Annotated in this window: 26 protein-coding genes; 25 read left to right on the top strand and 1 reads right to left on the bottom strand. The window is 63.7% G+C overall.

Annotation, left to right across the window (positions count from 1 at the left end):
* The first annotated feature begins 1 nt into the window (after position 1).
* The 25 genes from B4L76_RS07440 to B4L76_RS07320 all read left to right on the top strand — a co-directional run bounded on the left by B4L76_RS07440 (position 2) and on the right by B4L76_RS07320 (position 23,276).
* The gene (locus tag B4L76_RS07440) at positions 2-1,693 is read left to right on the top strand and encodes a fused response regulator/phosphatase (RefSeq protein WP_296231559.1); all 1,692 of its coding nucleotides are present in this window, start codon (positions 2-4) and stop codon (positions 1,691-1,693) included.
* Between the two features lie 49 nt (positions 1,694-1,742).
* Entirely contained in the window at positions 1,743-2,090 is a 348-nt protein-coding gene (locus B4L76_RS07435) for an Hpt domain-containing protein (RefSeq protein WP_296231558.1), read from the top strand.
* Between the two features lie 72 nt (positions 2,091-2,162).
* Complete coding sequence (locus tag B4L76_RS07430) at positions 2,163-3,431, top strand: flagellar hook-length control protein FliK (protein WP_296231556.1); 1,269 nt, start codon at positions 2,163-2,165, stop codon at positions 3,429-3,431.
* Positions 3,432-3,565: 134 nt separating this feature from the next.
* A complete protein-coding gene (gene fliL / locus B4L76_RS07425; protein ID WP_296231554.1) occupies positions 3,566-4,063 on the top strand; it encodes a flagellar basal body-associated protein FliL in 498 nt (165 codons plus the stop codon).
* A gap of 9 nt (positions 4,064-4,072) precedes the next feature.
* Positions 4,073-5,041: a flagellar motor switch protein FliM gene (fliM, locus tag B4L76_RS07420; protein ID WP_186679733.1), complete on the top strand. Its 969-nt coding sequence runs from the start codon at positions 4,073-4,075 to the stop codon at positions 5,039-5,041.
* A gap of 47 nt (positions 5,042-5,088) precedes the next feature.
* A complete protein-coding gene (gene fliN, locus B4L76_RS07415; RefSeq protein WP_296231550.1) occupies positions 5,089-5,559 on the top strand; it encodes a flagellar motor switch protein FliN in 471 nt (156 codons plus the stop codon).
* A 12-nt stretch (positions 5,560-5,571) separates the two neighbouring features.
* Positions 5,572-6,009 carry a flagellar biosynthetic protein FliO gene (fliO, locus tag B4L76_RS07410; RefSeq protein ID WP_414707175.1) on the top strand — a complete coding sequence of 146 codons (438 nt, stop codon included), beginning with the start codon at positions 5,572-5,574 and terminating at the stop codon, positions 6,007-6,009.
* Positions 6,006-6,761: a flagellar type III secretion system pore protein FliP gene (fliP, locus tag B4L76_RS07405; protein WP_296231546.1), complete on the top strand. Its 756-nt coding sequence runs from the start codon at positions 6,006-6,008 to the stop codon at positions 6,759-6,761. The genes fliO and fliP overlap by 4 nt, the downstream gene beginning before the upstream one ends.
* Before the next feature lie 21 nt (positions 6,762-6,782).
* On the top strand, positions 6,783-7,052 hold the full coding sequence (fliQ, locus tag B4L76_RS07400) for a flagellar biosynthesis protein FliQ (protein WP_289130925.1): 270 nt from the start codon (positions 6,783-6,785) through the stop codon (positions 7,050-7,052).
* 7 nt (positions 7,053-7,059) lie between these two features.
* Positions 7,060-7,836 carry a flagellar biosynthetic protein FliR gene (gene fliR / locus B4L76_RS07395; RefSeq protein WP_296231542.1) on the top strand — a complete coding sequence of 259 codons (777 nt, stop codon included), beginning with the start codon at positions 7,060-7,062 and terminating at the stop codon, positions 7,834-7,836.
* A 2-nt stretch (positions 7,837-7,838) separates the two neighbouring features.
* Positions 7,839-8,981 carry a flagellar biosynthesis protein FlhB gene (gene flhB / locus B4L76_RS07390; RefSeq protein WP_296231540.1) on the top strand — a complete coding sequence of 381 codons (1,143 nt, stop codon included), beginning with the start codon at positions 7,839-7,841 and terminating at the stop codon, positions 8,979-8,981.
* A gap of 115 nt (positions 8,982-9,096) precedes the next feature.
* A complete protein-coding gene (gene flhA / locus B4L76_RS07385; RefSeq protein WP_296231642.1) occupies positions 9,097-11,226 on the top strand; it encodes a flagellar biosynthesis protein FlhA in 2,130 nt (709 codons plus the stop codon).
* Between the two features lie 11 nt (positions 11,227-11,237).
* Positions 11,238-12,548 (top strand): flagellar biosynthesis protein FlhF, encoded by a 1,311-nt coding sequence (flhF, locus tag B4L76_RS07380; RefSeq protein WP_296231539.1) that lies wholly within the window; start codon positions 11,238-11,240, stop codon positions 12,546-12,548.
* An 84-nt stretch (positions 12,549-12,632) separates the two neighbouring features.
* A complete protein-coding gene (fleN, locus tag B4L76_RS07375; protein WP_170034241.1) occupies positions 12,633-13,475 on the top strand; it encodes a flagellar synthesis regulator FleN in 843 nt (280 codons plus the stop codon).
* Positions 13,472-14,212, top strand: coding sequence for an RNA polymerase sigma factor FliA (gene fliA / locus B4L76_RS07370; RefSeq protein WP_225778667.1), 741 nt, complete (start codon positions 13,472-13,474; stop codon positions 14,210-14,212). The genes fleN and fliA overlap by 4 nt, the downstream gene beginning before the upstream one ends.
* 118 nt (positions 14,213-14,330) lie before the next feature.
* On the top strand, positions 14,331-14,705 hold the full coding sequence (locus tag B4L76_RS07365; RefSeq protein WP_225778666.1) for a chemotaxis response regulator CheY: 375 nt from the start codon (positions 14,331-14,333) through the stop codon (positions 14,703-14,705).
* A 19-nt stretch (positions 14,706-14,724) separates the two neighbouring features.
* Positions 14,725-15,513, top strand: a complete 789-nt coding sequence (locus tag B4L76_RS07360; RefSeq protein ID WP_296231536.1) for a protein phosphatase CheZ — start codon at positions 14,725-14,727, stop codon at positions 15,511-15,513.
* A gap of 12 nt (positions 15,514-15,525) precedes the next feature.
* Positions 15,526-17,754, top strand: a complete 2,229-nt coding sequence (locus B4L76_RS07355; RefSeq protein ID WP_296231534.1) for a chemotaxis protein CheA — start codon at positions 15,526-15,528, stop codon at positions 17,752-17,754.
* A 46-nt stretch (positions 17,755-17,800) separates the two neighbouring features.
* The gene (locus tag B4L76_RS07350; RefSeq protein ID WP_296231532.1) at positions 17,801-18,913 is read left to right on the top strand and encodes a protein-glutamate methylesterase/protein-glutamine glutaminase; all 1,113 of its coding nucleotides are present in this window, start codon (positions 17,801-17,803) and stop codon (positions 18,911-18,913) included.
* Positions 18,913-19,653 carry a flagellar motor protein gene (locus B4L76_RS07345; protein WP_225778662.1) on the top strand — a complete coding sequence of 247 codons (741 nt, stop codon included), beginning with the start codon at positions 18,913-18,915 and terminating at the stop codon, positions 19,651-19,653. Before B4L76_RS07350 ends, B4L76_RS07345 begins: the two co-directional genes overlap by 1 nt.
* 3 nt (positions 19,654-19,656) lie before the next feature.
* Positions 19,657-20,514: a flagellar motor protein MotD gene (gene motD / locus B4L76_RS07340; protein WP_296231530.1), complete on the top strand. Its 858-nt coding sequence runs from the start codon at positions 19,657-19,659 to the stop codon at positions 20,512-20,514.
* 165 nt (positions 20,515-20,679) lie between these two features.
* Positions 20,680-21,468, top strand: coding sequence for a ParA family protein (locus B4L76_RS07335; protein ID WP_296231529.1), 789 nt, complete (start codon positions 20,680-20,682; stop codon positions 21,466-21,468).
* Positions 21,468-22,358, top strand: coding sequence for a CheW domain-containing protein (locus B4L76_RS07330; RefSeq protein ID WP_296231527.1), 891 nt, complete (start codon positions 21,468-21,470; stop codon positions 22,356-22,358). Before B4L76_RS07335 ends, B4L76_RS07330 begins: the two co-directional genes overlap by 1 nt.
* 41 nt (positions 22,359-22,399) lie before the next feature.
* Positions 22,400-22,879, top strand: coding sequence for a chemotaxis protein CheW (locus B4L76_RS07325; protein WP_003254393.1), 480 nt, complete (start codon positions 22,400-22,402; stop codon positions 22,877-22,879).
* A 1-nt stretch (position 22,880) separates the two neighbouring features.
* Complete coding sequence (locus tag B4L76_RS07320; protein ID WP_296231507.1) at positions 22,881-23,276, top strand: DUF2802 domain-containing protein; 396 nt, start codon at positions 22,881-22,883, stop codon at positions 23,274-23,276.
* 36 nt (positions 23,277-23,312) lie between these two features.
* On the opposite strand, the gene B4L76_RS07315 is transcribed toward B4L76_RS07320, so the two are convergent.
* A complete protein-coding gene (locus tag B4L76_RS07315; RefSeq protein ID WP_296231505.1) occupies positions 23,313-26,021 on the bottom strand; it encodes a dermonecrotic toxin domain-containing protein in 2,709 nt (902 codons plus the stop codon).
* Positions 26,022-26,085: the final 64 nt, after the last annotated feature.

The raw sequence follows: 26,085 nt of genomic DNA, 5'->3' as shown, positions 1-26,085 counted from the left end.
CATGCCGGCCGAGCAGGCGTTGACCGTGCTGGTCGCCGAGGACGGTGCCGCCGACCGCCTGCTGCTGGCGCAGATCGTCCGGCGTCAGGGGCATCAGGTGGTCACGGCGGAAAACGGCGAGCAGGCGGTGGCGCTGTTCATCGAGCGGCGCCCGCAACTGGTGCTGCTGGATGCGTTGATGCCGGTGATGGATGGCTTCGAGGCGGCGCGGCAGATCAAGGCGCTGGCCGGCGAGGCGCTGGTGCCGATCATTTTCCTGACTTCGCTGAACGAGGAAGAGGGCCTGGTGCGCTGCCTGGAGGCCGGTGGCGATGACTTCATGGCCAAACCTTACAGCGCAGTGATACTCGGCGCCAAGATTCGCGCCATGGACCGCTTGCGCCGCCTGCAGGCCACCGTGCTGGAGCAGCGCGACCAGATTGCCCGGCATCATGATCATCTGCTGAACGAACAGCGGGTGGCCAAGGCGGTGTTCGACAAGGTGGCCCACTCCGGGTGCCTGGCCGCACCCAACATCCGCTATCTGCAGTCACCTTACGCGCTGTTCAATGGCGACCTGATGCTGGCCGCCTTCACGCCGTCCGGCGACATGCGTGTGCTGCTCGGTGATTTCACCGGCCACGGCCTGCCGGCGGCGGTAGGGGCGATGCCGCTGGCCGAAGTGTTCTATGGCATGACCGCCAAGGGCTACGGTATCGCGCAGATCCTGCGCGAGATGAATGCCAAGCTCAAGCGCATCCTGCCAGTGGACATGTTCTGTTGCGCGCTGTTGCTCGACCTCAATGCGCAGCGCGGTTCGGTGGAAGTCTGGAACGGCGGCATGCCTGATGGCTATCGCCTGTCGGTAGAGGGGCAGGTGCTGTCGGTATTGAGTTCGCAACACCTGCCACTGGGCATTCTGGCTGCCGAGCGTTTCGATGACAGTACCGAAGTGCTGCCGCTGGCGCCGGGCGAGCGCTTGCTGCTGCTGTCGGACGGGGTGATCGATACCGCTGACGACCAGGAGCGCCTGTTCGGTGTTCGGCGCCTGCGCAAGGTGCTGGCCGAAAACCGTGACCCGGCGCAGTTGTTCGATGAAGTGATGCAGGCCCTGGAGCGCTTCGGTGGGCGCCCGCGCGATGACATCAGCCTGTGCGACATTCGTATGCTCAGCGCCGAGGAGCGGGTGCCGGTGCCGGTTATCTACTCGGACAGCGGTCGCTCCAGCCCGCTGCACTGGTCGCTGCGGTTCGAAGTGCGTGGCGAGAGTCTGGAGCGCTTCAACCCGGTACCTTACCTGGTGCAGTTGTTGCAGGAAATTCACGGCCTGCGCGCGCGTACCGGCAACCTTCACAGTGTGCTCAGCGAGCTGTATTCCAACGCCCTGGAACATGGTGTACTGGGCCTGGACTCGCAGCTCAAGCGCGATGTGCAGGGCTTTGCCGCCTATTACCAGGAACGCGCCCGGCGCCTGATGCAGCTGACCGACGGTTACGTGCGCATCGACTTCAAGGTTGAACCGTACGGCGACGGCGGGCGTCTCATGATCGAGGTCCGCGACAGTGGCGCCGGCTTCGATGTGCAGCAGGTGCTGGCGCGGCCGGCAACGGAGCAGGGGCTGAGCGGACGCGGCCTGAACCTGGTCCGGCGGCTGGCCAGCAGCGCGCGCTGGAGCGAAGGCGGGCGTTGCGCGCAGGTGGAGTTCGTCTGGTGAGCCACGGGCTGGCTCGGGCATAATCTGGCTTGATCAAGGGAGTGAACAAGTGACTGACATGCATATTGACCATAAGGTACTCAGCGACCTGCGTGAAGTCATGGAAGATGGCTACCTGCAACTGGTGCAGACATTCCTCGAAGACTCCGAACGGCGCCTGGGCCAGCTGCACGCGGCCAGAAGTGCCGAGGAGCTCGGTTCGGCCGCGCACAGCTTCAAGGGCAGCAGCAGCAACATGGGCGCGGTTGCGTTGGCCAGCCTGTGCCAGCAGCTGGAGGAGCGCGCGCGACGGCCGCCGCTGTATGGCATCGAAGACCTGATCTCCCGTATCGATCGGGAGTTCTTCGAGGTGCAGCGTTTCTACCGGGGCGAGCAGCAACGTATTTCGGCGGGTTGATGGGTAACTTGGCGCGACTCTTGCTTTCCACTGCCTGGATGTCTTTTTTGTTCCCGGCGCGGAGACCGCTCGATGCCTGTCGCACCCAATCCGTTGTTGCAAGCCAACGCCATTGCCAACCCCGCGCGGTCGGCCCCCGCACAGGCCGAAAAACCGCTGCAGGCGCCGGCGGACAAAGGCGCCGGCTTCGACCAGGTGATGGCCAGGCAGGGGCAGGACAAGCCGGTCGGGCAGAACGACAAGGTCGCCCAGGCCAGGCCCAAGGACAAACCTGCGCCGGCGCAGGGTGGCAAGACCGATCCTGCTGACAAGTCCGCTGTTGCCGATGACGGCAAACCATTGCCAGCCGACACCCAGGCCGATACCGACATGCGCGATGCCAGCCTGGTCGCTGGCCAGGTCACCGACGCCCAGCCTGGCGCACAACTGATCCAGGCCCAGGCCGAGACCGTGGCACCGGTGCTGCAGGCCGCCACGGCGCAGGTTCCGGCCGCGCTGCCCGAGGCGCCGGCAGATGAGGAAAGCTTCGACCCTGACGCCGACCCGTTGTTCAACCTGCCAACCTTGCGCCTGGCGCTGGAGCACAGTGCCCAGGCCAAGGGAGCAACCTCGGCCCATGCCCTTGACCCGGCGCAAGCCCAGGCGGAAGAAGGGTCCGTGGCCGTCAATAGCTTGGCGGGCCTGGTGGAAAATGCCGATGGTGCAGCAGCCGACGGTGGGGAGCCTGGCGACAAGGCCTTCGGCGCCTTGCTCGAAGATGGCCTGAAGGACACCAAGAGCGCCAGCAGCGACACCCGCGTCGACGATTTCGCCAACCGTCTGGCCAACCTGACCCAGGCGGCCACGGCCAAGACCGCCAATGCCGTGCCGGTCAATGCCAGCCCGTTGCACCAGCCACTGCCCATGAACCAGAACGCCTGGGCCGAGGGCCTGGTCAACCGGGTCATGTACCTGTCCAGCCAGAACCTCAAGTCGGCGGATATCCAGCTGGAGCCGGCAGAGCTTGGTCGGCTGGACATTCGCGTCAATGTTGCGACGGACCAGTCGACCCAGATCACCTTCATCAGTGGCCACGCCGGTGTGCGTGATGCCCTTGACAGCCAGGTGCACCGCCTGCGTGAACTGTTCACCCAGCAGGGCCTGGCCCAGCCGGACGTCAACGTGGCCGATCAGTCGCGTGGGCAGCATCAGCAGCAACAGCAGGCGCAGGCCCAGGGCAGCCAATTGTCCGGGGTGGCGGCGCGGCAGGCGGAGCAGGGCGGTACCGAGAGCGCCGACAGCAGCCGACCTGTGGAGCAGCAGCTGGTCATCGGTGACAGTGCGGTCGATTACTACGCCTGATGCCAGGGCGTATGCCTTGGGTTGTGCGGCGCTCGATTCGCAGGCGCAAGGCCCATCAAGCCCAAAGCTGGCATAACACTTGCTCAAGCCAAGCCATCCTCCCTTGAACCCCCGATGGACGACGGATTATTGGCATGGCGAAAAGCGAAGCAGTCAAAGACCCCGCCACTAAAGGCAAACTCAAGCTGATCCTGCTGGCGGTCGTCGGCCTGTTGCTGGCGATTGGCCTATCGGTCGGCGCCACCTGGTTCATCATGCACAAGAGCGAGCCGGCCCCGGCCGCCGAGGCAACGGCCGGCAACGTCAAGCCTGCGGCGCTCTACGAGCCGCTGGCCCCGGCTTTCGTGGTCAACTTCAACCAGAACGGTCGCCAGCGCTACATGCAGGTGAGCATTACCCTGCAGGCGCGCAACCAGGCCGACCTTGACGCCCTCAAGGTGCACATGCCGGTCATCCGCAACAACCTGGTGATGATGTTCTCCGGGCAGGGCTTCGACACCCTGGCTGGCAGCCCGGTCGGGCAGGAGATGCTGCGCCAGAAGGCCACCGCAGTGGTCCAGGAAGTGGCGCAGAAGGAAGTCGGCAAGCCGGTCATCGACCAGTTGCTGTTCACCAATTTCGTATTGCAGTAGGAGTCCGCAATGGCCGTACAGGACCTGCTGTCCCAGGATGAAATCGATGCCTTGTTGCATGGCGTCGACGACGGTCTGGTGCAGACCGAGAGTGCCACCGAGCCTGGCAGCATCAAGAGCTATGACCTGACCAGTCAGGACCGTATCGTGCGGGGTCGCATGCCGACCCTGGAAATGATCAACGAGCGCTTCGCCCGTTACACCCGGATCAGCATGTTCAACCTGCTGCGTCGCTCCGCCGACGTGGCGGTAGGCGGCGTGCAAGTGATGAAGTTCGGCGAATACGTGCATTCGCTGTACGTCCCGACCAGCCTCAACCTGGTCAAGATCAAGCCACTGCGCGGCACCTCGCTGTTCATCCTCGATGCCAAGCTGGTATTCAAGCTGGTGGACAACTTCTTTGGCGGCGACGGTCGTCACGCCAAGATCGAAGGCCGCGAGTTCACCCCCACCGAGCTACGCGTGGTGCGCATGGTTCTGGACCAGTGCTTCGTTGACCTGCGAGAAGCCTGGCAGGCGATCATGCCGGTCACTTTCGAGTACATGAACTCGGAGGTCAACCCGGCCATGGCCAACATCGTCGGGCCCAGCGAGGCGGTAGTGGTGTCGACCTTCCACATCGAGTTGGACGGCGGTGGCGGCGACCTGCACGTGACCATGCCGTACTCGATGATCGAGCCGGTGCGGGAAATGCTCGATGCCGGCTTCCAGTCCGACCTGGACGACCAGGACGAGCGCTGGGTCAAGGCCTTGCGCGAGGACGTGCTGGACGTGGCCGTGCCGGTGAGTGCCACGGTCGCCCGGCGCCAGTTGAAGCTGCGCGACATCCTGCACATGCAGCCAGGCGACGTGATTCCGGTGGAGCTGCCCGAACACCTGGTGCTGCGCGCCAACGGCGTGCCTTCGTTCAAGGCGCGCCTGGGTTCGCACAAGGGCAACCTGGCGCTGCAGATCATCGATCCGATCGAACGCCGCTGACGGCGTGCCGGTCGCTCATAACGTATTGAATGCCTGTCGAGGAAATCATGGCTAACGAAAACGAGATCACCTCCCCAGAGGACCAGGCGCTGGCCGATGAATGGGCTGCGGCACTGGAGGAAACCGGTGCAGCCGGGCAGGCCGACATCGATGCACTGCTGGGTGGCGACACCGGTAGCAGCGTTGGCGGCCTGGGCCGCTTGCCGATGGAAGAGTTCGCCAGCTCGCCGAAGCCAAGCGAGAACGTCAGCCTGGAAGGCCCGAACCTGGACGTGATCCTGGACATCCCGGTGAACATTTCCATGGAAGTGGGCAGCACCGAGATCAATATCCGCAACCTGCTGCAGCTCAACCAGGGTTCGGTCATCGAGCTGGACCGCCTGGCCGGTGAGCCGCTCGATGTGCTGGTCAACGGCACGCTGATCGCCCATGGCGAAGTGGTGGTGGTCAACGAGAAGTTCGGCATCCGCCTGACCGACGTGATCAGCCCCAGCGAACGTATCAAGAAGCTGCGCTGAGTGAAGGGCACGATGCGCGCCTGCCTGGCATTCGCCGCGCTGCTTGCCAGCCAGGCCTGTTTGGCCGCGGCCACGCCGACGTCAACGCCTGCGGCTGCGCCTGGCAGCCTGGGCGGGCAACTGGCGCAGATGGTCTTCGGCCTGCTGCTGGTGGTCGGCCTGATTTTCTTCCTGGCCTGGCTGTTGCGACGCATGCAGGGAACTGCCGTGAAGGGCGGGCAGGTGATCGAGATCGTCGGCAGCCGGGCCATCGGCCCGCGTGACCGCCTGCTGCTGGTGCAGGTGGGCAAGGCGCAGATCCTGATCGGCCATACCCCTGGCAGCATCGAGGCCCTGCATGTGCTGGCCGAGCCCGTGGAAGTACCGGAAAACGCCCGTCAGGCGACGCCGGAGTTCGCCCAGCGGCTGATGGAGCTGATGGGCAAGGACCCTAAGGACAAGAAGCGATGAGCGGCGCGCTGCGTTTGTTGTTGATTCTGGCGCTGCTGCTGGCGGCGCCGCTGGCCCTGGCCGCCGACCCGCTGTCGATCCCGGCCATCACCCTGTCCAATACCGCGGACGGGCAGCAGGAGTATTCGGTCAGCCTGCAGATCCTGCTGATCATGACGGCGCTCAGCTTCATTCCCGCGTTCGTCATCCTGATGACCAGCTTCACCCGCATCATCATTGTGTTCTCGATCCTGCGCCAGGCCCTGGGCCTGCAGCAGACGCCGTCGAACCAGCTGCTAACCGGCATGGCGCTGTTCCTGACCATGTTCATCATGGCGCCGGTGTTCGACCGGGTGAACCAGGACGCGCTGCAGCCGTACCTGAAGGAACAGATGACCGCCCAGCAGGCCATCGACAAGGCCCAGGGGCCGCTCAAGGACTTCATGCTGGCGCAAACCCGGCAAAGCGACCTCGACCTGTTCATGCGCCTGTCCAAGCGCACCGACATCGCCGGCCCGGACCAGGTCCCGTTGGCGATCCTGGTGCCGGCGTTCGTCACCTCCGAGCTGAAGACCGCGTTTCAGATCGGTTTCATGATCTTCATCCCGTTCCTGATCATCGACATGGTGGTGGCCAGTGTGCTGATGGCCATGGGCATGATGATGCTGTCGCCGCTGATCATTTCGTTGCCGTTCAAGATCATGCTGTTCGTGCTGGTCGATGGCTGGGCGCTGATCATGGGCACCCTGGCCAGCAGTTTCGGCGGCGTCTGACGCCGTCAAGGAGAGCCGCCGATGACCCCGGAAGTAGCTGTCGACCTGTTCCGCGATGCCTTGTGGCTGACCACCCTGATGGTGGCCGTGCTGGTGGTACCGAGCCTGCTGGTGGGCCTGGTGGTGGCGATGTTCCAGGCCGCCACGCAGATCAACGAACAGACCCTGAGCTTTCTGCCGCGCCTGCTGGTGATGCTGGTCACGCTGATCATTGCCGGGCCGTGGCTGGTGCAGAAGTTCATGGAGTACATCACCGGCCTGTACACCAACATCCCGCACCTGATCGGTTGAGGCGGCGATGCTGGAATTGACCGACACGCAGATTGGCACCTGGGTCGCCACCTTCATCCTGCCCTTGTTCAGGGTGACTGCGGTGCTGATGACCATGCCCATTCTCGGTACCCGCATGTTGCCGGCGCGGGTGCGCCTGTATGTGGCGGTGGCGATTACCGTGGTGATCGTTCCGGCGCTGCCGCCGCTGCCCGAGTTCGACCCGTTGAGCCTGCGTGGCCTGCTGTTGTGCGCCGAGCAGATCATCGTCGGGACGCTGTTCGGCTTCGCCCTGCAGCTGCTGTTCCAGGCGTTCGTGATCGCCGGCCAGGTGGTAGCGGTGCAGATGGGCATGGCCTTCGCGTCGATGGTCGACCCGGCCAACGGCGTCAACGTCGCGGTCATCAGCCAGTTCATGACCATGCTGGTGAGCGTGCTGTTCCTGTTGATGAACGGCCACCTGGTGGTGTTCGAAGTGCTCACCGAAAGCTTCACCACCTTGCCGGTGGGCAGTGCGCTGGCAGTCAACCAGTTCTGGGAAATGGCCGGGCGCCTGGGGTGGGTGTTCGGCGCCGGGCTGCTGTTGGTCCTGCCGGTGATCGCGGCGTTGCTGGTGGTGAACATCGCCTTTGGCGTGATGACCCGTGCGGCGCCGCAATTGAACATCTTCTCCATCGGTTTCCCGCTGACCCTGGTGCTTGGCATGGGCATTTTCTGGATCGGCCTGGCCGATATCCTGTCCCACTACCAGGCATTGGCCAGCGAAGCGCTGCAATGGCTGCGTGAATTGGCAAGGGCGCGCTGAACATGGCGGAAAGCGAAAGCGGTCAGGACAAGACAGAAGACCCCACCGACAAGCGCAAGCGCGATGCCCGCGAGAAAGGCGAAGTAGCGCGCTCCAAGGAGCTGAACACAGTGGCGGTGACCCTGGCTGGCGCCGGTGGCCTGCTGGCATTTGGTGGCTACATGGCGGAAACGCTGCTGGCGATCATGCGCATGAACTTCAGCCTGAGCCGCGACGCCATCGTCGACGAGCGGGCCATGACCGCCCTGCTGCTGGCCTCGGGCAAGATGGCGCTGTGGGCGACGCAGCCGGTGCTGATCCTGCTGTTCGTGGTCTCGTTCGTAGCGCCTATTGCCCTGAGCGGCTTCCTGTTTTCCGGCAGCCTGCTGCAGCCAAAGTTCAGTCGCATGAACCCGCTGGCGGGGATCAAGCGGATGTTCTCGATGAATGCCTTGACCGAGCTGATCAAGGCGCTAGCCAAGTTCTTCGTCATCCTGGTGATTGCAATAGTGGTGTTGATGAACGATCGCCAGGCTCTGCTGGCGATTGCCAACGAGCCGCTGGAGCAGGCGATCATCCACAGCCTGCAGGTGGTGGGCTGGAGTGCGTTGTGGATGGCGGCCGGGCTGCTGCTGATTGCCGCGGCGGACGTGCCGTACCAGCTGTGGCAGGCGTACAACAAGCTGAAGATGACCAAGCAGGAAGTCAAGGACGAGTACAAGGACAGCGAAGGCAAGCCCGAGGTCAAGCAGCGGATCCGCCAGTTGCAGCGCGAAGTTTCGCAGCGGCGGATGATGGCCGCGGTGCCACAGGCCGACGTGATCATCACCAACCCCACGCACTATGCGGTGGCCTTGCAGTATGACCCGGAGAAGGGCGGGGCGGCGCCCTTGCTGCTGGCCAAGGGCACCGATTTCATTGCCTTGAAGATTCGCGAAATTGGCGTGGAGCACAAGATCCAGATTCTTGAGTCGCCGGCTTTGGCGCGGGCGATCTACTACTCCACCGAGCTGGAGCAGGAAATTCCTGCCGGCTTGTACCTGGCGGTGGCGCAGGTCTTGGCCTATGTGTTCCAGATTCGCCAGTACCGGGCTGGCAAGGGCAAGCGGCCTGAGCCGTTGAAGGAGGATCTGCCGATTCCGCCGGACCTGCGGCGTGACAGCTGACAGATGCCCGTCTTGAAGCATTAGCGCCTGAAGCCGGGCAAAGTTGGAAGGCTTCTTGCAAAGCCACGCCCAGGCGCCCCCGGGGCGTCAAAGTTTTGCATCAAGAGGACTCGTGGTGGATCGCACTCAGTTAATCAGCAACGCCCGTCACAACCTGGCCGGCCTCGGTCGGGGCAACCTGGGTGTACCGCTGTTGTTGCTGGTCATGTTGGCAATGATGATGTTGCCGATACCACCGTTCCTGCTCGACGTATTCTTCACCTTCAACATCGCCTTGTCGATCGTGGTGCTGCTGGTGTGCGTATACGCCCTGCGCCCACTCGATTTCGCCGCGTTCCCCACCATCCTGCTGGTGGCCACGCTGTTGCGCCTGGCCTTGAACGTGGCCTCCACCCGCGTGGTAATGCTGCATGGCCAGGAAGGCCACGGCGCTGCCGGCAAGGTGATCCAGGCATTCGGCGAGGTGGTTATTGGCGGTAACTACGTGGTCGGTGCCGTGGTGTTCGCCATTCTCATGATCATCAACTTCGTGGTGGTGACCAAGGGCGCTGGGCGAATCTCGGAAGTGAGCGCGCGGTTCACCCTGGATGCCATGCCCGGCAAGCAGATGGCGATCGACGCCGATCTCAACGCCGGCCTGATCGACCAGGCCCAGGCCAAGCACCGCCGTGCCGAAGTGGCGCAGGAAGCCGAGTTCTACGGTTCGATGGACGGCGCCAGCAAGTTCGTCCGCGGTGATGCCATCGCCGGGCTGTTGATTCTGTTCATCAACCTGATCGGCGGCATGCTGATCGGCATGCTGCAGCACGGCATGAGCTTCGGTGATGCTGGCAAGGTGTATGCCTTGCTGACAATCGGTGACGGTTTGGTGGCGCAGCTGCCTTCGCTGCTGTTGTCCACCGCCGCCGCGATCATGGTCACCCGCGCCTCGGGTTCCGAGGACATGGGCAAGCTGATCAACCGGCAGATGTTCGATTCGCCCAAGGCGCTGGCAGTGTCCGGCGCGCTGATGATCGTCATGGGCCTGGTGCCGGGCATGCCGCATATCGCCTTCCTCAGCCTTGGCCTGCTGGCCGGCGGTGGCGCCTACCTGGTGTGGAAGAAGCAGCAGAAGGCCAAGCTCGAAGCGCAACAAGAGGCGCAGCGCCAGCAGGACCTGCTGCCTTCGCCGCAGCGCGCGCTGGAGACCAAGGAGCTGGGCTGGGACGACGTCACGCCCATCGACATGATCGGCCTGGAGGTCGGCTACCGGCTGATCCCGCTGGTCGACCGCAACCAGGGTGGCCAGTTGCTGGCGCGGATCAAGGGGGTGCGCAAGAAGCTCTCGCAAGACCTCGGCTTCCTCATGCCGACCGTGCACATCCGTGACAACCTCGACCTGCAACCCAGCGCCTATCGCCTGACCCTCATGGGGGTGATCCTGGCCGAGGCCGAGATCTACCCGGACCGCGAACTGGCCATCAACCCGGGGCAGGTGTTCGGCACCCTCAACGGGATCGCCGCGCGCGACCCGGCGTTTGGCCTGGAAGCGGTATGGATCGACGTCGGCCAGCGCGCCCAGGCGCAGTCGCTGGGCTACACCGTGGTCGATGCCAGTACCGTGGTGGCCACCCACCTCAACCAGATCCTGCAGAAGCATTGCCACGAACTGATCGGCCACGAAGAGGTCCAGCAATTGCTGCAAGTGCTGGCCAAGGCATCGCCTAAACTTGCAGAAGAGCTGGTGCCGGGTGTCATTTCCTTGTCGGGCTTGCTCAAGGTGCTGCAAGCGCTGTTGTCGGAACAAGTGCCGGTGCGTGATATTCGCAGTATTGCCGAGGCGATCGCGAACAACGCCAGCAAGAGTCAAGATACCGCCGCGCTGGTGGCGGCAGTGCGCGTCGGATTGTGTCGCGCCATCGTGCAAAGCATTGTCGGCATTGAGTCGGAGCTGCCAGTGATTACCCTGGAGCCAAGGTTGGAACAGATCTTGCTCAATAGTCTGCAAAGGGCCGGGCAAGGTCAGGAAGACGGTGTTCTTCTGGAGCCGAGCATGGCCGAGAAGCTGCAGCGTTCGTTGATCGAAGCGGCGCAGCGCCAGGAGATGCAGGGCCAGCCGGCCATCCTCCTGGTGGCCGGCCCGATCCGCGCCATGCTGTCGCGTTTCGGTCGCCTGGCCGTACCGAATTTGCATGTGTTGGCGTATCAGGAAATACCGGACAACAAGCAAGTCACCATCGTTGCCACCGTGGGCCCTAACGGCTGAGGTAGTGGATAATGCAAGTTAAGCGATTTTTCGCCGCCGATATGCGTCAGGCCATGAAGCTGGTCCGCGATGAGCTGGGCGCTGACGCCGCCATCATTGGCAACCGCCGCATCGCCGGAGGTGTCGAGCTGACGGCTGCGCTGGACTACAAGCTGTCCGCCCTGGCCCCGCGGGTGCCCAATGCCGAGCTGGAAGAAGAGCTGCGCAAGACCCATACGCGCATCGCCACTGCCCGCGCCGAGCTCGACCCGCGCCCGGACAGCAGCGACAACAACCGCCAATTGTTCGCCGGGCAGTCGCTGACTGCTGCCGAACCGTTGATCGAACCGCACGTCGACGCCCCCGAGCCTGCTGCTGCAGCCCCGGCTGCGGCGCCGGTCGATGCGCGCCTGGTCGATGCCATGCGCTCCGAGCTGTCCGGCCTGCGCGAGCTGCTGGAAGTGCAGCTCGGCTCGTTGGCCTGGAACCAGCTGCAAGGTAGCAAGCCACAGCAGGCCACCCTCTGGCGGCGCCTGCAGCGCATCGGCCTGTCCGGCCCGATCGCCCGCGAACTGCTGGACCTGACCGCTGGCATCGATGAGCCACGCCAGGCCTGGCGCATGCTGCTGGCGCACCTGGCGCGCATGATCGAAATCCCCGAGATCGAGCCGATCGAGGAGGGCGGTGTGATCGCCATGGTCGGCCCTGCCGGGATGGGCAAGACCACCACCCTGGCCAAGCTGGCCGCCCGTTACGTGCTCAAGTACGGCGCGCAGAACCTGGCGTTGGTGAGCATGGACAGCTTCCGCATCGGTGCTCAGGAGCAGCTCAAGACGCTGGGTCGCATCCTCAACGTGCCGGTGACTTACGTTGACCCGGGCCAGTCGCTGGCTGCAGCGCTGGAGCCGCTGCTGCGCAAGCGCGTGGTGCTGATCGATACCGCCGGCCTGCAGGCCAGCGACCCGGCCCTGCGCATGCAACTGGAAACCCTGGCCGGGCGCGGCATCGCCGCGAAGAACTACCTGGTCCTGGCCACCACCAGCCAGAAGCAGGTGCTGACCGCCGCCTACCACAGCTACAAGCGCTGTGGCCTGGCCGGCTGCATCCTGACCAAACTCGATGAAACGGCAAGCCTTGGTGACGTCTTGAGCCTTGCCATCAGTCATGAACTGCCAGTGGCCTACCTGACCGATGGGCCGCGCATTCCTGACGACCTGCACCTGCCGCGCGGGCACCAGTTGGTCACTCGCGCGGTCAATGTGCAGCAGCAGGACGAGCCCAGCGAAGAGGCCATGGCCGAAATGTTCGCTGATCTCTATCACAACCCACGACGAGCGGGTTGATGATGAAGCGTGTGCAAGGTAGCTATGCCAAGGGGTACGCAGAATTGCCCCACGTGTGGCCTGGGTCCCAGCGAGACAAGGTAAATAACAGACATGGGTAGCATGCATCCCGTACAGGTGATCGCCGTGACCGGTGGCAAAGGTGGCGTCGGCAAGACTAACGTTTCAGTGAACCTGTCCCTGGCGCTGGCCGAGCTTGGCCGCAGGGTCATGCTGCTTGACGCCGACCTGGGCCTGGCCAACGTCGACGTGCTGCTTGGCCTCACCCCCAAGCGGACCCTGGCCGATGTCATCGAAGGGCGCTGCGAGCTGCGTGACGTGATGCTGCAGGGCCCTGGCGGCGTGCGCATCGTGCCGGCGGCCTCGGGCACGCAGAGCATGGTGCACCTGGCGCCGGCCCAGCATGCCGGGCTGATCCAGGCGTTCAGCGAAATTGGCGACAACCTCGACGTGCTGGTCATCGACACCGCTGCCGGTATCGGTGACTCGGTAGTCAGCTTCGTCCGCGCCGCCCAGGAAGTGCTGTTGGTGGTCTGCGACGAACCCACATCCATCACCGATGCCTACGCCCTGATCAAGCTGCTCAACCGCGACTACGGCATGAACCGCTTCCGGGTGCTGGCAAACATGGCGCAGAGCCCGCAGGAAGGGCGCAACCTGTTCGCCAAGCTGACCAAGGTCACCGACCGCTTCCTCGATGTCGCCCTGCAGTACGTGGGCGCCGTGCCGTATGACGAATGCGTGCGCAAGGCCGTGCAGAAGCAGCGCGCCGTCTACGAAGCCTTCCCGCGCTCCAAGTGTGCCCTGGCATTCAAGGCGATTGCGCAGAAGGTTGACAGCTGGCCGCTGCCGGCCAACCCGCGTGGTCACCTGGAATTCTTTGTCGAGCGCCTGGTGCAGCCCACCAGCGCGGGACCTGTGTTATGAATGCGAGTGGTTTCAAGATGTACAGCCGAGCATCGAAAGACGCCCAGTACGAGCTGATCGAGCGCTATGCCCCGCTGGTCAAGCGTATCGCCTACCACCTGTTGGCGCGCTTGCCGGCCAACGTGCAGGTCGAGGACCTGATCCAGGCCGGCATGATCGGCCTGCTGGAAGTGGCCAACAAGTACGACGCCAGCAAGGGTGCCAGCTTCGAGACCTACGCCGGCATCCGTATTCGCGGGGCCATGCTCGACGAGGTGCGCAAGGGTGACTGGGCACCGCGTTCGGTGCACCGCAACACGCGCATGGTCAGTGACGCGATGCGTGCCGTGGAGGCCAGAACCGGGCGTGACGCTAAAGATCATGAAGTTGCTGCCGAACTCCAGTTGAGTCTCGATGATTACTACGGGATCTTGAACGACACCTTGGGCAGCCGCCTGTTCAGCTTTGACGACCTGTTGCAGGACGGCGAGCACGAAGGGCTGCATGAAGATGGCGCCAGCGGCCATGTCGAGCCTGCACGTGGCCTGGAGGACGAGCGCTTCCAGGCTGCCCTGACCGAGGCCATTGCCAACCTGCCGGAGCGTGAGCGCCTGGTGCTGGCGCTGTACTACGACGAAGAGCTGAACCTCAAGGAGATCGGTGAGGTGCTTGGGGTCAGCGAGTCGCGGGTCAGCCAGTTGCACAGCCAGTGTGCCGCGCGCCTGCGCAGCCGCCTTGGGGAATGGCGGGCGCGTTGAACCCGGTGTCGTTGCAGTCGTTTTCCACGTGCGTTTTCCATGTTGCACCGATTTGATTGAATGCGCGCTCGCAGCCGGGCGTGTTTGAGACTGCTTGGAGGTCTACTTGAACAAAGACATGAAAATCCTCATCGTTGACGACTTTTCGACGATGCGGCGGATCATCAAGAACCTGTTGCGTGATCTGGGCTTCACCAACACCGAAGAAGCCGATGACGGCACCACGGCGCTGCCGATGCTGGAAAACGGCCATTACGACTTCCTGGTGACCGACTGGAACATGCCCGGCATGTCCGGCATCGACCTGCTGCGTAAAGTCCGTGCCAGCGACAAACTGAAAGCCATGCCGGTACTGATGGTGACCGCCGAGGCCAAGCGCGACCAGATCATTGAAGCGGCCCAGGCCGGCGTCAATGGCTATGTGGTCAAGCCGTTCACCGCCCAGGTGCTCAAAGAGAAGATCGAGAAGATCTTCGAACGCGTCAACGGCTGAGTCACGTCAGGGGGGCGCCATGGATTCATCACAAACGTCTTTGGGCGAGTTCGAATCGACCCTGAAGAAGCATGCCCAGGAATTGGTCGCGAGCCTCGAGCACGGCCGTTTCGGCGAGGCGGTACAGCTGATCCACGAACTGAACCAGACCCGCGACCGTGGCCTGTACCAGGAAGTCGGCAAGCTTACCCGCGAGTTGCACAGCGCCATCGTCAGTTTCCAGATCGACCCGACCATGCCGCAGGCCGAGGAGGTGTCGCAGATAACCGACGCCACCGAGCGCCTGTCCTACGTGGTCAGGCTTACCGAAGGCGCGGCCAACCGCACCATGGACCTGGTCGAGGAAAGCACGCCTGTGCTCAACGACCTGGCCAGCGAGGCCACGGCCCTGAGTAGTGACTGGCAACGCTTCATGCGTCGCGAGGTCGCTGCGCCGGAGTTCCGTGACCTGGTGAAACGCGTTGACAGTTTCCTGACGCACAGCGCGGAAGGTAACCGCAAGGTCGCCGGCCACCTCAACGACATTCTGCTGGCCCAGGACTATCAGGACCTGACCGGCCAGGTGATCAAACGTGTCACCGCGCTGGTGACCGAGGTGGAAAGCAACCTGCTGAAACTGGTGCTGATGGCCAGCCAGGTCGACCGCTTTGCCGGCATCCAGCATGACCACGATCAACTGCGCGCAGAAAAAGATCGAGAAAAACATCCGACTCGGGGTGAAGGTCCGCAGATTCATGCCGATAAGCGTGAAGACGTCGTGTCCGGTCAGGACGATGTCGATGATCTGCTGTCCAGCCTGGGTTTTTAAGGAGCACCTTTGATGAGCTTCGGCGCCGATGAAGAAATCCTCCAGGATTTCCTGGTAGAAGCCGGCGAAATTCTTGAGCAACTGTCCGAGCAACTGGTCGAGCTGGAAAGCCGACCCGACGATGCCGACCTGCTCAATGCGATCTTTCGCGGTTTCCACACTGTTAAAGGGGGCGCCGGCTTCCTCCAGCTGAACGAGCTGGTGGAGTGCTGCCATATCGCCGAGAACGTCTTCGACATCCTGCGCAAGGGTGAGCGCCGGGTCGATGCGGAACTGATGGACGTGGTGCTCGAGGCACTGGATACGGTCAACAGCATGTTTGGCCAGGTGCGCGAGCGCAGCGAAGTGACCCCGGCCACCCCCGAGTTGCTGGCGGCTTTGTCGCGTCTGGCCGAGCCGGGCGCTGCGCAAGAAGCCCAAGCGCCTGCTGCGGCGACGCCGGAGCCGGTGGTCGAGGCTGCCGCCGCGGAGCAGGACATCACCGACAGCGAGTTCGAGCAGTTGCTCGATTCGCTCGATGCGGTCAAGGCCCAGGCAGCGGCCGACGAGCAGCTGCACGGCGAGACCGTCAGCGCTGAAGGTGACGAAATCACCGATGCCGAGTTCGAATCGTTGCTCGACCAGTTGCACGGCAAAGGCCAGTTCAGTGCCGAACTTGCCGCGCCAGCGGTCGCCAGCGCGCCGGAAGCGGCCGGCGACGAAATTACCGACGCCGAATTCGAATCGCTGCTCGACCAGCTGCATGGCAAGGGCACGTTCCAGGCCGATGCCTTGCCGGCGGCCAAGGCCCCTGCGCCTGCCGCTGCCGAGCCCGCTGCCGGTGGCGACGAAATCAGCGAGCACGAGTTCGAGGCGCTGCTGGACCAGTTGCACGGCAAGGGCAAGTTCAGCGGCGAGGTGGCCGCTGCCGAAGCCCCTGCCGCAGCCAAGGTGCAGGCGCCGGCTGCGCCCAAGGCTGACAGCCAGCCGGTGGCCAAGCCTGCTGCAGCTGCCGCACCTGCGCCCGCCAGCAAGCCTGCCGCGGCGCCACGCGCTGCGGCCCCGGCTGCCGACAAGCACGCTGCCAGCGAAGCGGAAACCACTGTGCGGGTCGACACCGCGCGCCTGGACGAGATCATGAACATGGTCGGCGAACTGGTGCTGGTGCGTAACCGCCTGGTGCGCCTGGGCCTGAACAGCGGCGACGAGGCCATGTCCAAGGCCGTGTCCAACCTCGACGTGGTCACCGCCGACCTGCAGACCGCGGTGATGAAAACCCGCATGCAGCCGATCAAGAAAGTCTTCGGCCGCTTCCCGCGCCTGGTGCGTGACCTGGCCCGGCAGCTGAAGAAAGAGATCAACCTGGAGCTGGTCGGGGAGGATACCGACCTCGACAAGAACCTGGTCGAAGCCCTGGCCGACCCGCTGGTGCACTTGGTGCGCAACGCGGTCGACCATGGCGTGGAAATGCCTGAGGAGCGCGAGGCCGCTGGCAAGCCGCGTACTGGCCGGGTGGTGCTGTCGGCCGAACAGGAAGGCGACCACATCCTGTTGTCGATTTCCGACGACGGCAAGGGCATGGACCCCAACATCCTGCGTGCCAAGGCCGTGGAGAAGGGCCTGATGGACAAGGACGCCGCCGAGCGCCTGAGCGAGTCGGACTGCTACAACCTGATCTTCGCCCCGGGCTTCTCGACCAAGACGGAGATTTCCGATGTGTCCGGCCGTGGTGTCGGCATGGACGTGGTGAAGACCAAGATCTCCCAGCTCAACGGCTCGATCAACATCTTCTCGGCCAAGGGCCAGGGTTCGAAGATCGTCATCAAGGTGCCGCTGACCCTGGCGATCATGCCCACCCTGATGGTGATGCTGGGCAACCAGGCGTTCGCCTTCCCGCTGGTCAACGTCAACGAGATCTTCCATCTCGACCTGTCGCGCACCAATGTGGTCGACGGCCAGGAAGTGGTGATCGTGCGCGACAAGGCATTGCCGCTGTTCTACCTCAAGCGCTGGCTGGTCCAGGGCCAGGTGCACGAAGAGCAGCACGAAGGCCATGTGGTGATCCTCTCGGTCGGCACCCAGCGCATCGGCTTTGTCGTCGATCAACTGGTTGGCCAGGAAGAAGTGGTAATCAAGCCGCTGGGCAAGATGCTGCAGGGCACCCCGGGCATGTCCGGGGCCACCATCACCGGCGACGGTCGCATCGCGTTGATTCTCGACGTCCCGAGCATGCTCAAGCGTTACGCCGCACGGCGTATTTGATTTCGGTGGCGCACCCTGGCCGGTTGCGCCGCCTAACGGAGTGTTTATGGCAGTCAAGGTCCTGGTGGTGGATGATTCCGGTTTCTTCCGCCGCCGCGTCTCGGAAATCCTCGCGGCGGATCCAACGATCCAGGTGGTGGGTACCGCGACCAACGGCAGGGAAGCAATCGACCAGGCGCTGGCGCTCAAGCCCGATGTCATCACCATGGACTACGAAATGCCCATGATGGACGGCATCACGGCGGTGCGGCACATCATGCAGCGCTGCCCGACACCGGTGTTGATGTTCTCGTCGCTGACCCATGAAGGCGCCCGTGTCACCCTCGATGCGTTGGACGCCGGCGCGGTCGATTACCTGCCGAAAAACTTCGAGGACATCTCGCGCAACCCCGACAAGGTCAAGCAACTGCTGTGCGAGAAGGTGCATACCATTTCCCGCAGCAACCGCCGCTTTGGCAGCTACGCCAGCCCAGCGCCAGTGGCTACGCCGACGCCTGCCAGCAGCTTCGCCAGCCCGGCCCCGGCGCGCACTCCCGTGCCTGCCCGGGTGACCGCCCCGGCTGCGGCATCAGCGCATTCACCGGCGCCCAAGCGCAAGCCTTACAAGCTGGTGGCCATTGGTACTTCCACTGGTGGCCCGGTTGCCCTGCAGCGTGTGCTGACCCAGCTGCCCGCCAATTTCCCGGCCCCGATCGTGCTGATCCAGCACATGCCTGCGGCGTTCACCAAGGCCTTTGCCGAACGCCTGGACAAGCTGTGCCGCATCAGCGTCAAGGAAGCCGAGGACGGCGACCTGCTGCGCCCCGGCCTGGCACTGCTGGCGCCGGGTGGCAAGCAGATGATGATCGACGGCCGTGGCGCGGTGAAGATCCTGCCCGGCGACGAGCGCCTGAACTACAAGCCGTGCGTGGACATCACCTTTGGCTCGGCGGCCAAGTCGTATGGCGACAAGGTGCTGTCGGTGGTGCTCACCGGCATGGGCGCCGATGGCCGTGAAGGTGCGCGCCTGCTCAAACAGGGCGGCAGCACGGTTTGGGCCCAGGATGAAGCCAGCTGCGTGATCTATGGCATGCCCATGGCCATCGTCAAGGCCAACCTTGCCGACGCGGTGTACAGCCTGGACGAAATCGGCAAGCAACTGGTGGAGGCGTGCGTCTGATGGACGTGCTGAGCCTGATCGGCCTGATCCTCGCTTTTGTTGCCATCGTTGGTGGCAACTTCCTCGAAGGCGGCCATGTCGGCGCGCTGATCAATGGCCCGGCGGCGCTGATCGTGCTGGGCGGCACCCTGGCGGCGGCCTTGCTGCAGTCGCCGTTGGCATCGTTCAAGCGCGCCTTGCAGATCCTGCGCTGGATCCTGTTCCCGCCACGGGTCGACCTGGCCGGCGGCATCGACCGCGTGGTCAACTGGAGCCTGACCGCACGCAAGGAAGGCCTGCTGGGGCTGGAAGGGGTGGCCGATGCCGAACCCGACCCGTATGCCCGCAAGGGCCTGCAGCTGCTGGTGGACGGCGCTGAACCGGAGGCCATCCGCAGCATCCTCGAAGTCGATTTCCTGACCCAGGAAAGCCGTGATATCCAGGCCGCCAAGGTGTTCGAGAGCATGGGGGGCTATGCACCGACCATCGGCATCATCGGTGCGGTGATGGGCCTGATCCACGTGATGGGCAACCTGGCGGACCCGTCGCAACTGGGCAACGGCATTGCCGTGGCCTTCGTCGCCACCATCTACGGCGTGGCCAGCGCCAACCTTGTGTTGCTGCCGGTCGCCAGCAAGCTGAAGGCTACCGTCATGCGCCAGTCGCGTTACCGTGAGATGCTGCTCGAAGGCTTGCTGTCGATTGCCGAAGGTGAGAACCCGCGCTCTATCGAGCTGAAGCTGCAAGGCTTCATGGAGTAAACCATGCGTCGCCGTCGTCATGCCGAGGAACACGAAAACCACGAACGCTGGCTGGTGTCGTACGCCGACTTCATCACCTTGCTGTTCGCCTTCTTCGTGGTGATGTACTCGATCTCCTCGATCAACGAGGGCAAGTACAAGGTCATTTCCCAGGCCTTGCTCGGCGTCTTCAACGACCCCGAGCGCAGCATGAAGCCGATCCCCATTGGCGACGAGCGGCCGCTGAGCGTTCGCCCGGCCGAGCCGTTGGTCAAGGACAGCGAACAGACCGAAGCGGGCCTGGCGGCGACCAGCAGCGACCCGCTGAAGACCATCAGCGATGACGTGCGCGATGCCTTTGGCGACCTGATCAGCAGCGACCAGATGACCGTACGCGGCAATGAATTGTGGATCGAGATCGAGCTCAATTCCTCGTTGCTGTTCGGCAGCGGCGATGCCATGCCCAGCGATCAGGCATTCGCCATCATCGAGAAGGTGGCCGGCATTCTCAAACCGTTCGCCAACCCGGTGCACGTCGAAGGCTTTACCGACAATCTGCCGATTCGCACCGCGCAGTACCCGACCAACTGGGAGCTGTCGTCGGCACGGGCGGCGAGCATCGTGCGCCTGCTGGCCATGGAAGGCGTCGACCCGGCGCGCATGGCTTCGGTGGGCTACGGCGAGTACCAGCCGGTGGCCAGCAACGACACGGCTGAAGGCCGCGCGCGCAACCGCCGGGTGGTGCTGGTGATTTCCCGCAACCTCGAAGTGCGCCGCAGCCTGACCGGCTCGGGTAGCGCCAATGCCAAGCCGGATGCGGCATTGCGCCGGGCTGGCACACAAAGTGCACCTTCAACGCCAGCAACGGTGGCGGGGCAGTAACTCGTCAATTCTCTGTCACTGTAAACAGGTTCGCGAAATTGCCGCCGCTGTGGGAGCGGGTTCACCCGCGAAAACGGCTGCACGGTGCATGGCACCGGCCAGGCCGGTGTTAACGGGTACCGCTCCCACAGCCGCTTGCAAAATCAACGAGATAGAAGTTGTCCTATGAGAGTCTGGGCAGTAGCCAATCAAAAAGGTGGCGTCGGCAAGACCACCACTACCATCGCCCTGGCCGGCCTGCTGGCCGAGGCCGGCAAGCGTGTGGTCGTCGTCGACCTCGACCCGCACGGCTCGATGACCAGTTACTTCGGGCACAACCCGGATGCCCTGGAACACAGCTGCTACGACTTGTTCCTGCACAAGGGCGCGGTGCCCGAGGGCCTGCCCGGGCAATTGCTGTTGCCCACCAGTGACGAGCGCATTTCGCTGTTGCCGTCGAGCACCGCGCTGGCCGTGCTGGAACGCCAGTCGCCGGGGCAGAACGGCCTCGGCCTGGTAATCGCCAAGAGTCTGGCGCAGCTGTGGCAGGATTTCGACTTCGCCCTGATCGACAGCCCGCCCTTGCTCGGCGTGCTGATGGTCAACGCGTTGGCTGCCAGCCAGCAGCTGGTGATTCCGGTGCAGACCGAGTTTCTCGCAGTCAAGGGCCTGGAGCGCATGGTCGGCACCCTGGCCATGGTCAATCGCTCCCGCAAGCAGGCGTTGCCGTACCAGATTGTGCCGACCCTGTTCGACCGCCGTACCCAGGCCTCGCTGGGTACGCTCAAGCAACTGCGTGACAGCTACGGCCAGCATGTGTGGCCGGGCTATATCCCGGTGGACACACGCCTGCGCGATGCCAGCCGCAAGGGCGTCACGCCCTCGCAATTCGACAGCAAGAGTCGCGGTCTGGTGGCTTACCGGGCGCTGCTCAAGCACCTGCTTACCTACAAGACTGCGGCGCAGGTGGCCTGATGAGCGAGACACGGCAAACCAGCAGCCGGCCACAGATGGCCCTGCAATCCTACCTTGACGGCCTGCTGCAGGACGCCACCGAGGCCGAAGAACTGTTCGCTGCACCAGCAGCGGCAGACGAGTTCGCTGCAGCGGTGCGGGAAGAACAGGCGCGCGATGCCCGCCAGCAGGTCAGGCCTGTGTTGGTCGAGGCTGCTGCAAACCCCGCGCAACGGCCGTTCGCCGAGCCTGCGCCAGCGGTGTTGCCCAGCGTGGTACCGGTGGAGCCCCCGGTGGTGTCGGTGGTCGAGCGTGAGATCTTGGTCGAGGCCAGCATCCCGGTACTGGTCGAAGAGCATCCCGCGGTGGCGATGCCACTGGTGGATGTGCACCTGCCGGCGCCCAACCCGCCCGTGCCGCCGGCCAGCGTCGATGGCCGCCCGGCCTGGGCCGCCGAGCCATTCGAATGCCTGTTGTTCGATGTCGCCGGCCTGACCCTGGCGGTGCCACTGGTATGCCTGGGCTCGATCTACTCGCTGGCCGGCCAGGAGCTGACGCCCTTGTTCGGCCAGCCTGAGTGGTTCCTGGGCATCCTGACCTGCCAGGCCGGCAACCTGAAGGTGCTGGACACGGCGCGTTGGGTGATGCCTGACCGCTACCGCGACGATTTTCGCCAGGGCCTGCAGTACGTGATCTCCGTGCAGGGCTACGAATGGGGGCTGGCCGTGCACCAGGTCAGCCGCTCGCTGCGCCTGGACCCGTCGGAGATCAAGTGGCGCAGCCAGCGCGGCCAGCGCCCGTGGCTGGCCGGCACGGTTATCGAACACATGTGTGCACTGCTTGACGTCGCCGCACTGGCAGAGTTGATCGCCAGCGGCGCGGTCAAGCAGCTGCACGCAAAACAGCAATGACACCGAACACACCGCCAGTGGCGGATTTTGAGGGTAGGGGAATGAAAAAGTCGTCTGCACAAGGTTCCGAAGATCCGATCCTGCAGTGGGTTACCTTCCGTCTGGACAATGAGTCCTACGGCATCAACGTGATGCAGGTGCAGGAAGTGTTGCGCTATACCGAGATCGCCCCGGTGCCGGGTGCGCCAAGCTACGTGCTGGGTATCATCAACCTGCGCGGCAACGTGGTAACGGTGATCGATACCCGTCAGCGCTTTGGCCTGATGCCAACCGAAGTCACCGACAACACCCGCATCGTCATCATCGAGGCCGACAAGCAAGTGGTCGGTATCCTGGTCGACAGCGTGGCCGAGGTGGTGTACCTGCGCCAGTCCGAGATCGAGACCGCGCCGAACGTGGGCAATGAGGAGTCGGCCAAGTTCATCCAGGGCGTGTGCAACAAGAACGGTGAGCTGCTGATCCTGGTTGAACTGGACAAGATGATGACCGAGGAAGAGTGGTCCGAGCTGGAGAATATCTGAGTTGATCCTAGAGGTTGCTGTCATCTTCCTGGCGCTGGTCTGGGCTGTGAGCCTGTGGTTTTTCCTCAACTACAGCAAGCGCCAACGCGAGCTTGCCGCGCAGCAGGCCGTGGGTGATGCGCTGCGTGACCAGCGCATCAAGGACCTGGCCAAGCGCCTGGACGATTACCAGAACGGTACCGTGCGCATGGGTGAGGCGCTGCATGCGTTGAGCCTGTCGGTGGCCCCGCTGCCGGACCGGATCCAGCAGCTTGAGCAACGCGACCCCGGTAACGTCACCTTCACCCAGGCCGCCAAGCTGGTGGGCATGGGCGCCAGCGTCGCCGAACTGACTGAAAGCTGTGGCCTGACGCAGGCCGAGGCCGAGCTGATGAGCAAGCTGCACCGCAACGGTTGATGAGGCGGGCGACGCAAGCCGCCCGTTTTTTCACGATTACGGCCTGCTCCACGAATGATTGCCACCCACCTCGGCGAAGCGGTTGAGCGGTAGCAGCGTGCGCATTGCCGCCTGGCTTTGCGGCAGGTCGACGAAGCGGTAGGCGTTGATCCGCGGCATGCCATACAGGTTGACGACCTGGCGCAAGGTGCGTAGCGCCGGCAGATGGCGATCGACCACATCGCTGAGCATGGCCGGGCCGGTCATGTGACTGAGGCGGTTGGCATACCGGTAGAAGTTCGCCGGGTCATCGGCCAGGCTGGGCCTGCTGTCGTAGAAATCCTGGTTGAGCTGGTACCGTGCAAGCATTTCCTCGGAGATGGCTTCCAGGGTCGGGTTGCCGGCGTGGCTGCCGATCAGGCTGGTGTTGTACAGGCAATTCATGCCCATTTTCTCGTTGGACATCGGGGGGGCCAGCAGCAAGCCGTCTTGGGTGGTGCGCAGTTCGACCTGGTCGATGGTTTCGCCAGTGTCCAACAGCGTGTCGTCGACATCCATGTACAGCCCCCCTTCGTGATGCAGCATCGGGTAGCGTAGAACGTCGGAGGCAGATGAGTAGTTGCTGGCAATGCCCCCGTTGCCATCCAGCGCAGCGTCGTACTGGGCGTAGTACCGGCTTTGGCGAAACGCCCGGAAAAACGCTTGCTCTTCCAGTGGCAGTACTTGCAGATCCGGGGCTTGCTCAGCCAGCAGGCGCAGGTTTTCGGCATAGGTTTCAGGCACGGCACTGGAAAGAAACAGGCGCAGGGTGTACTCGCTGTTTCTGATCCTGGCTGCATTCTTGCCCAGGTTGGCCAGCAGTTCCGGGGCGATGACCTTGTCGCCGACCCAGAGGCAGCTAACCTGCTTGGGAATCGCCTGGCTTGCGCTGGCCAAGCTCGGGATCTCCACGGGCAGTGCCAGGTCAATGCCCAGTGCGCGCAGGCTGCGGCTGCGCATGGCGTGGGTGACTGTACGAGGGCTGCGCACAGGCTGCAGGTCCCGCTGTCCAACCGTTGCTATGTAGCCGACTGGCTCGACCTCATTCAGATCCTCCTCGCGAATGAATACATCGCGCTCCAGGTCGTAGACCACCCGTGCATTATAGGTATCGATACTGGCATCGAAATTATCGACATCACCGGTGTAGAGCGGCGTGCGGATAACCGAATCGGCGATGGCCTGGTCGCCTCCCGGCAATGGCGCGATGGGCTCAGGGGTATGGAAGTAGCGCGCCCCTTCAGGCTCGGGGAACCGGGGTGGCGAGACTGGGCTCAATGGGTAACCGATCTGCTCGTTCAGCCGTACTGGCGGTACGAAACCGTCGGTCTTGAATTCGAACAGTGCCTTGGCCCTGCTGGCACCGGCGATGGCCAGCGGCACGGCATTGAACAGGCCCCAGGTGATGTTGCCGACACCGGCTTCCTGGTCCTTCAGCGACTTGCCGTTGATTGCCTGGTCCAACCCCAGGCCCAGCTGCGCGATGCCACCCACGGCCAACAGCGGTGCCAGGCCTGGCACTACCAGGCACAGCGGTGCCAGCAGATTGAGCGTAGTGGTCAGGTAACCGAGCCATCGGGCCTTGCTGACCTGGCTATCACGGGTGATGAGGAAGTCGGCATCATCGTAACTGCGCTGGCGTTGGCGTTCGGCCAACGCCTGGAACAGGTCGCCGGTAATCCTCGGGTTGTACTTGCGAGGGCGGTAGTTGACGTAGGTTCGTGGTGGCCAGGTGCCGTCGTCGTTGAAATAGCCGTGCTCGGGTGGCAGCCGATGGCTGGCGGGGTATTCCGCCAGGCCTTCCAGGGCGGTATCCAGCCCGCTGAAGTCAAGGCCTTGCGGGCAGTCGGCCAGGCGAAAGTGCTGCTTCAGGGCCAACCGCCTGGCGGGCTCCTTGCATTGTTGTCCGACCCAGTCCTTCATGGCATTTTCGCTGGCGAATTCCAGCAGCGGTGAGCTGTTGCCGGGAATGTACAACAGGGTCAGGTCGCTGGCCCTGGCATTCAGATAGAGGATGTCGGTAGCGGCGTAGCCATAGATGCTCAGGGTGCTCAGGCGCAGCTTTTCGCTGCGCGGCATCAGCCCTGCGGCTTGCCATGCCAGTTTCCTGGCCGCTTCGCTCAGGCTGCCTTCGGCGACCTGCTTGTTGCAGGCGGCAATGAAGTTGAGCTTGCTGACCAGGCGGTGATCGGGCAAGTGGTCGCGCCAGTAGCGGTCGAGCTGCGCCTTGAACGGCGCATGGAAATCCAGGTCGTGGATGAAGCGCTGAAAGGCTTCGGCCGCGATCGGCAGGTGCGTCGAGGCGTCATAACGTTGTGGCTTGGTGCGGCGGAACAGGCCATTGAACACCGAGTAGGCGGCGCCATAGTGATTGATGCCGGGCGCAGGCAGCGTGTCGACCAGCTGCAGCGGGCCCTCGGGCAGCCTGCCAGCCCAAGGGGCGCCAAGCAGGGCACCGAACAGGTCGTTGTCGGACTCCCCTTGCCAATTGCTCAACAATGCTTGCGGCAAGCCGAGGCACTGGGTAATGGCCGCCAGGTGGCCGCCGCTGGCATCGGGGCGGTAGTGCAGGGTCACGACATCGACCTGTTCGGGGTCGACGTCATGGCCTTGCTGCTTGAGCCATTGACGGATTGCCCGGTTGGCTTCGCGGTCCGGGCGGGGGATGTGGTTGAGATGCTCGCGGACGTAGTTCACGCCGGCGGTGTTGATGCGGCTGGTGGGCATGCTATTCGCCTTGCTCGTTGGAAAGAACGGCAAGGCTGAACGGCTGGCGCCGGCAGAGGTGGTA

Origin of the sequence: Pseudomonas sp. UBA4617, from assembly GCF_002386445.1 — a bacterium.
Classification (GTDB): domain Bacteria; phylum Pseudomonadota; class Gammaproteobacteria; order Pseudomonadales; family Pseudomonadaceae; genus Aquipseudomonas.
Note: the sequence above shows the minus strand (reverse complement) of the source record. Positions and strands in the feature narration are given on the sequence as shown.

Bases quoted from the DNA above. Each gene is read 5' to 3' on its own strand.
- fliN (WP_296231550.1), top strand. From the start codon at position 5,089: ATGGCTAACGAAAACGAGATCACCTCCCCAGAGGACCAGGCGCTGGCC.
- fliA (WP_225778667.1), top strand. From the start codon at position 13,472: ATGAATGCGAGTGGTTTCAAGATGTACAGCCGAGCATCGAAAGACGCC.
- B4L76_RS07365 (WP_225778666.1), top strand. From the start codon at position 14,331: ATGAAAATCCTCATCGTTGACGACTTTTCGACGATGCGGCGGATCATC.
- B4L76_RS07330 (WP_296231527.1), top strand. From the start codon at position 21,468: ATGAGCGAGACACGGCAAACCAGCAGCCGGCCACAGATGGCCCTGCAA.
- B4L76_RS07355 (WP_296231534.1), top strand. From the start codon at position 15,526: ATGAGCTTCGGCGCCGATGAAGAAATCCTCCAGGATTTCCTGGTAGAA.
- fliP (WP_296231546.1), top strand. From the start codon at position 6,006: ATGAGCGGCGCGCTGCGTTTGTTGTTGATTCTGGCGCTGCTGCTGGCG.
- B4L76_RS07335 (WP_296231529.1), top strand. From the start codon at position 20,680: ATGAGAGTCTGGGCAGTAGCCAATCAAAAAGGTGGCGTCGGCAAGACC.
- B4L76_RS07440 (WP_296231559.1), top strand. From the start codon at position 2: ATGCCGGCCGAGCAGGCGTTGACCGTGCTGGTCGCCGAGGACGGTGCC.
- fliM (WP_186679733.1), top strand. From the start codon at position 4,073: ATGGCCGTACAGGACCTGCTGTCCCAGGATGAAATCGATGCCTTGTTG.
- fliL (WP_296231554.1), top strand. From the start codon at position 3,566: ATGGCGAAAAGCGAAGCAGTCAAAGACCCCGCCACTAAAGGCAAACTC.
- B4L76_RS07430 (WP_296231556.1), top strand. From the start codon at position 2,163: ATGCCTGTCGCACCCAATCCGTTGTTGCAAGCCAACGCCATTGCCAAC.
- B4L76_RS07315 (WP_296231505.1), bottom strand. From the start codon at position 26,021: ATGCCCACCAGCCGCATCAACACCGCCGGCGTGAACTACGTCCGCGAG.
- B4L76_RS07360 (WP_296231536.1), top strand. From the start codon at position 14,725: ATGGATTCATCACAAACGTCTTTGGGCGAGTTCGAATCGACCCTGAAG.
- flhF (WP_296231539.1), top strand. From the start codon at position 11,238: ATGCAAGTTAAGCGATTTTTCGCCGCCGATATGCGTCAGGCCATGAAG.
- B4L76_RS07325 (WP_003254393.1), top strand. From the start codon at position 22,400: ATGAAAAAGTCGTCTGCACAAGGTTCCGAAGATCCGATCCTGCAGTGG.
- motD (WP_296231530.1), top strand. From the start codon at position 19,657: ATGCGTCGCCGTCGTCATGCCGAGGAACACGAAAACCACGAACGCTGG.
- fliR (WP_296231542.1), top strand. From the start codon at position 7,060: ATGCTGGAATTGACCGACACGCAGATTGGCACCTGGGTCGCCACCTTC.
- flhB (WP_296231540.1), top strand. From the start codon at position 7,839: ATGGCGGAAAGCGAAAGCGGTCAGGACAAGACAGAAGACCCCACCGAC.
- B4L76_RS07345 (WP_225778662.1), top strand. From the start codon at position 18,913: ATGGACGTGCTGAGCCTGATCGGCCTGATCCTCGCTTTTGTTGCCATC.
- fliQ (WP_289130925.1), top strand. From the start codon at position 6,783: ATGACCCCGGAAGTAGCTGTCGACCTGTTCCGCGATGCCTTGTGGCTG.
- B4L76_RS07350 (WP_296231532.1), top strand. From the start codon at position 17,801: ATGGCAGTCAAGGTCCTGGTGGTGGATGATTCCGGTTTCTTCCGCCGC.
- fliO (WP_414707175.1), top strand. From the start codon at position 5,572: ATGCGCGCCTGCCTGGCATTCGCCGCGCTGCTTGCCAGCCAGGCCTGT.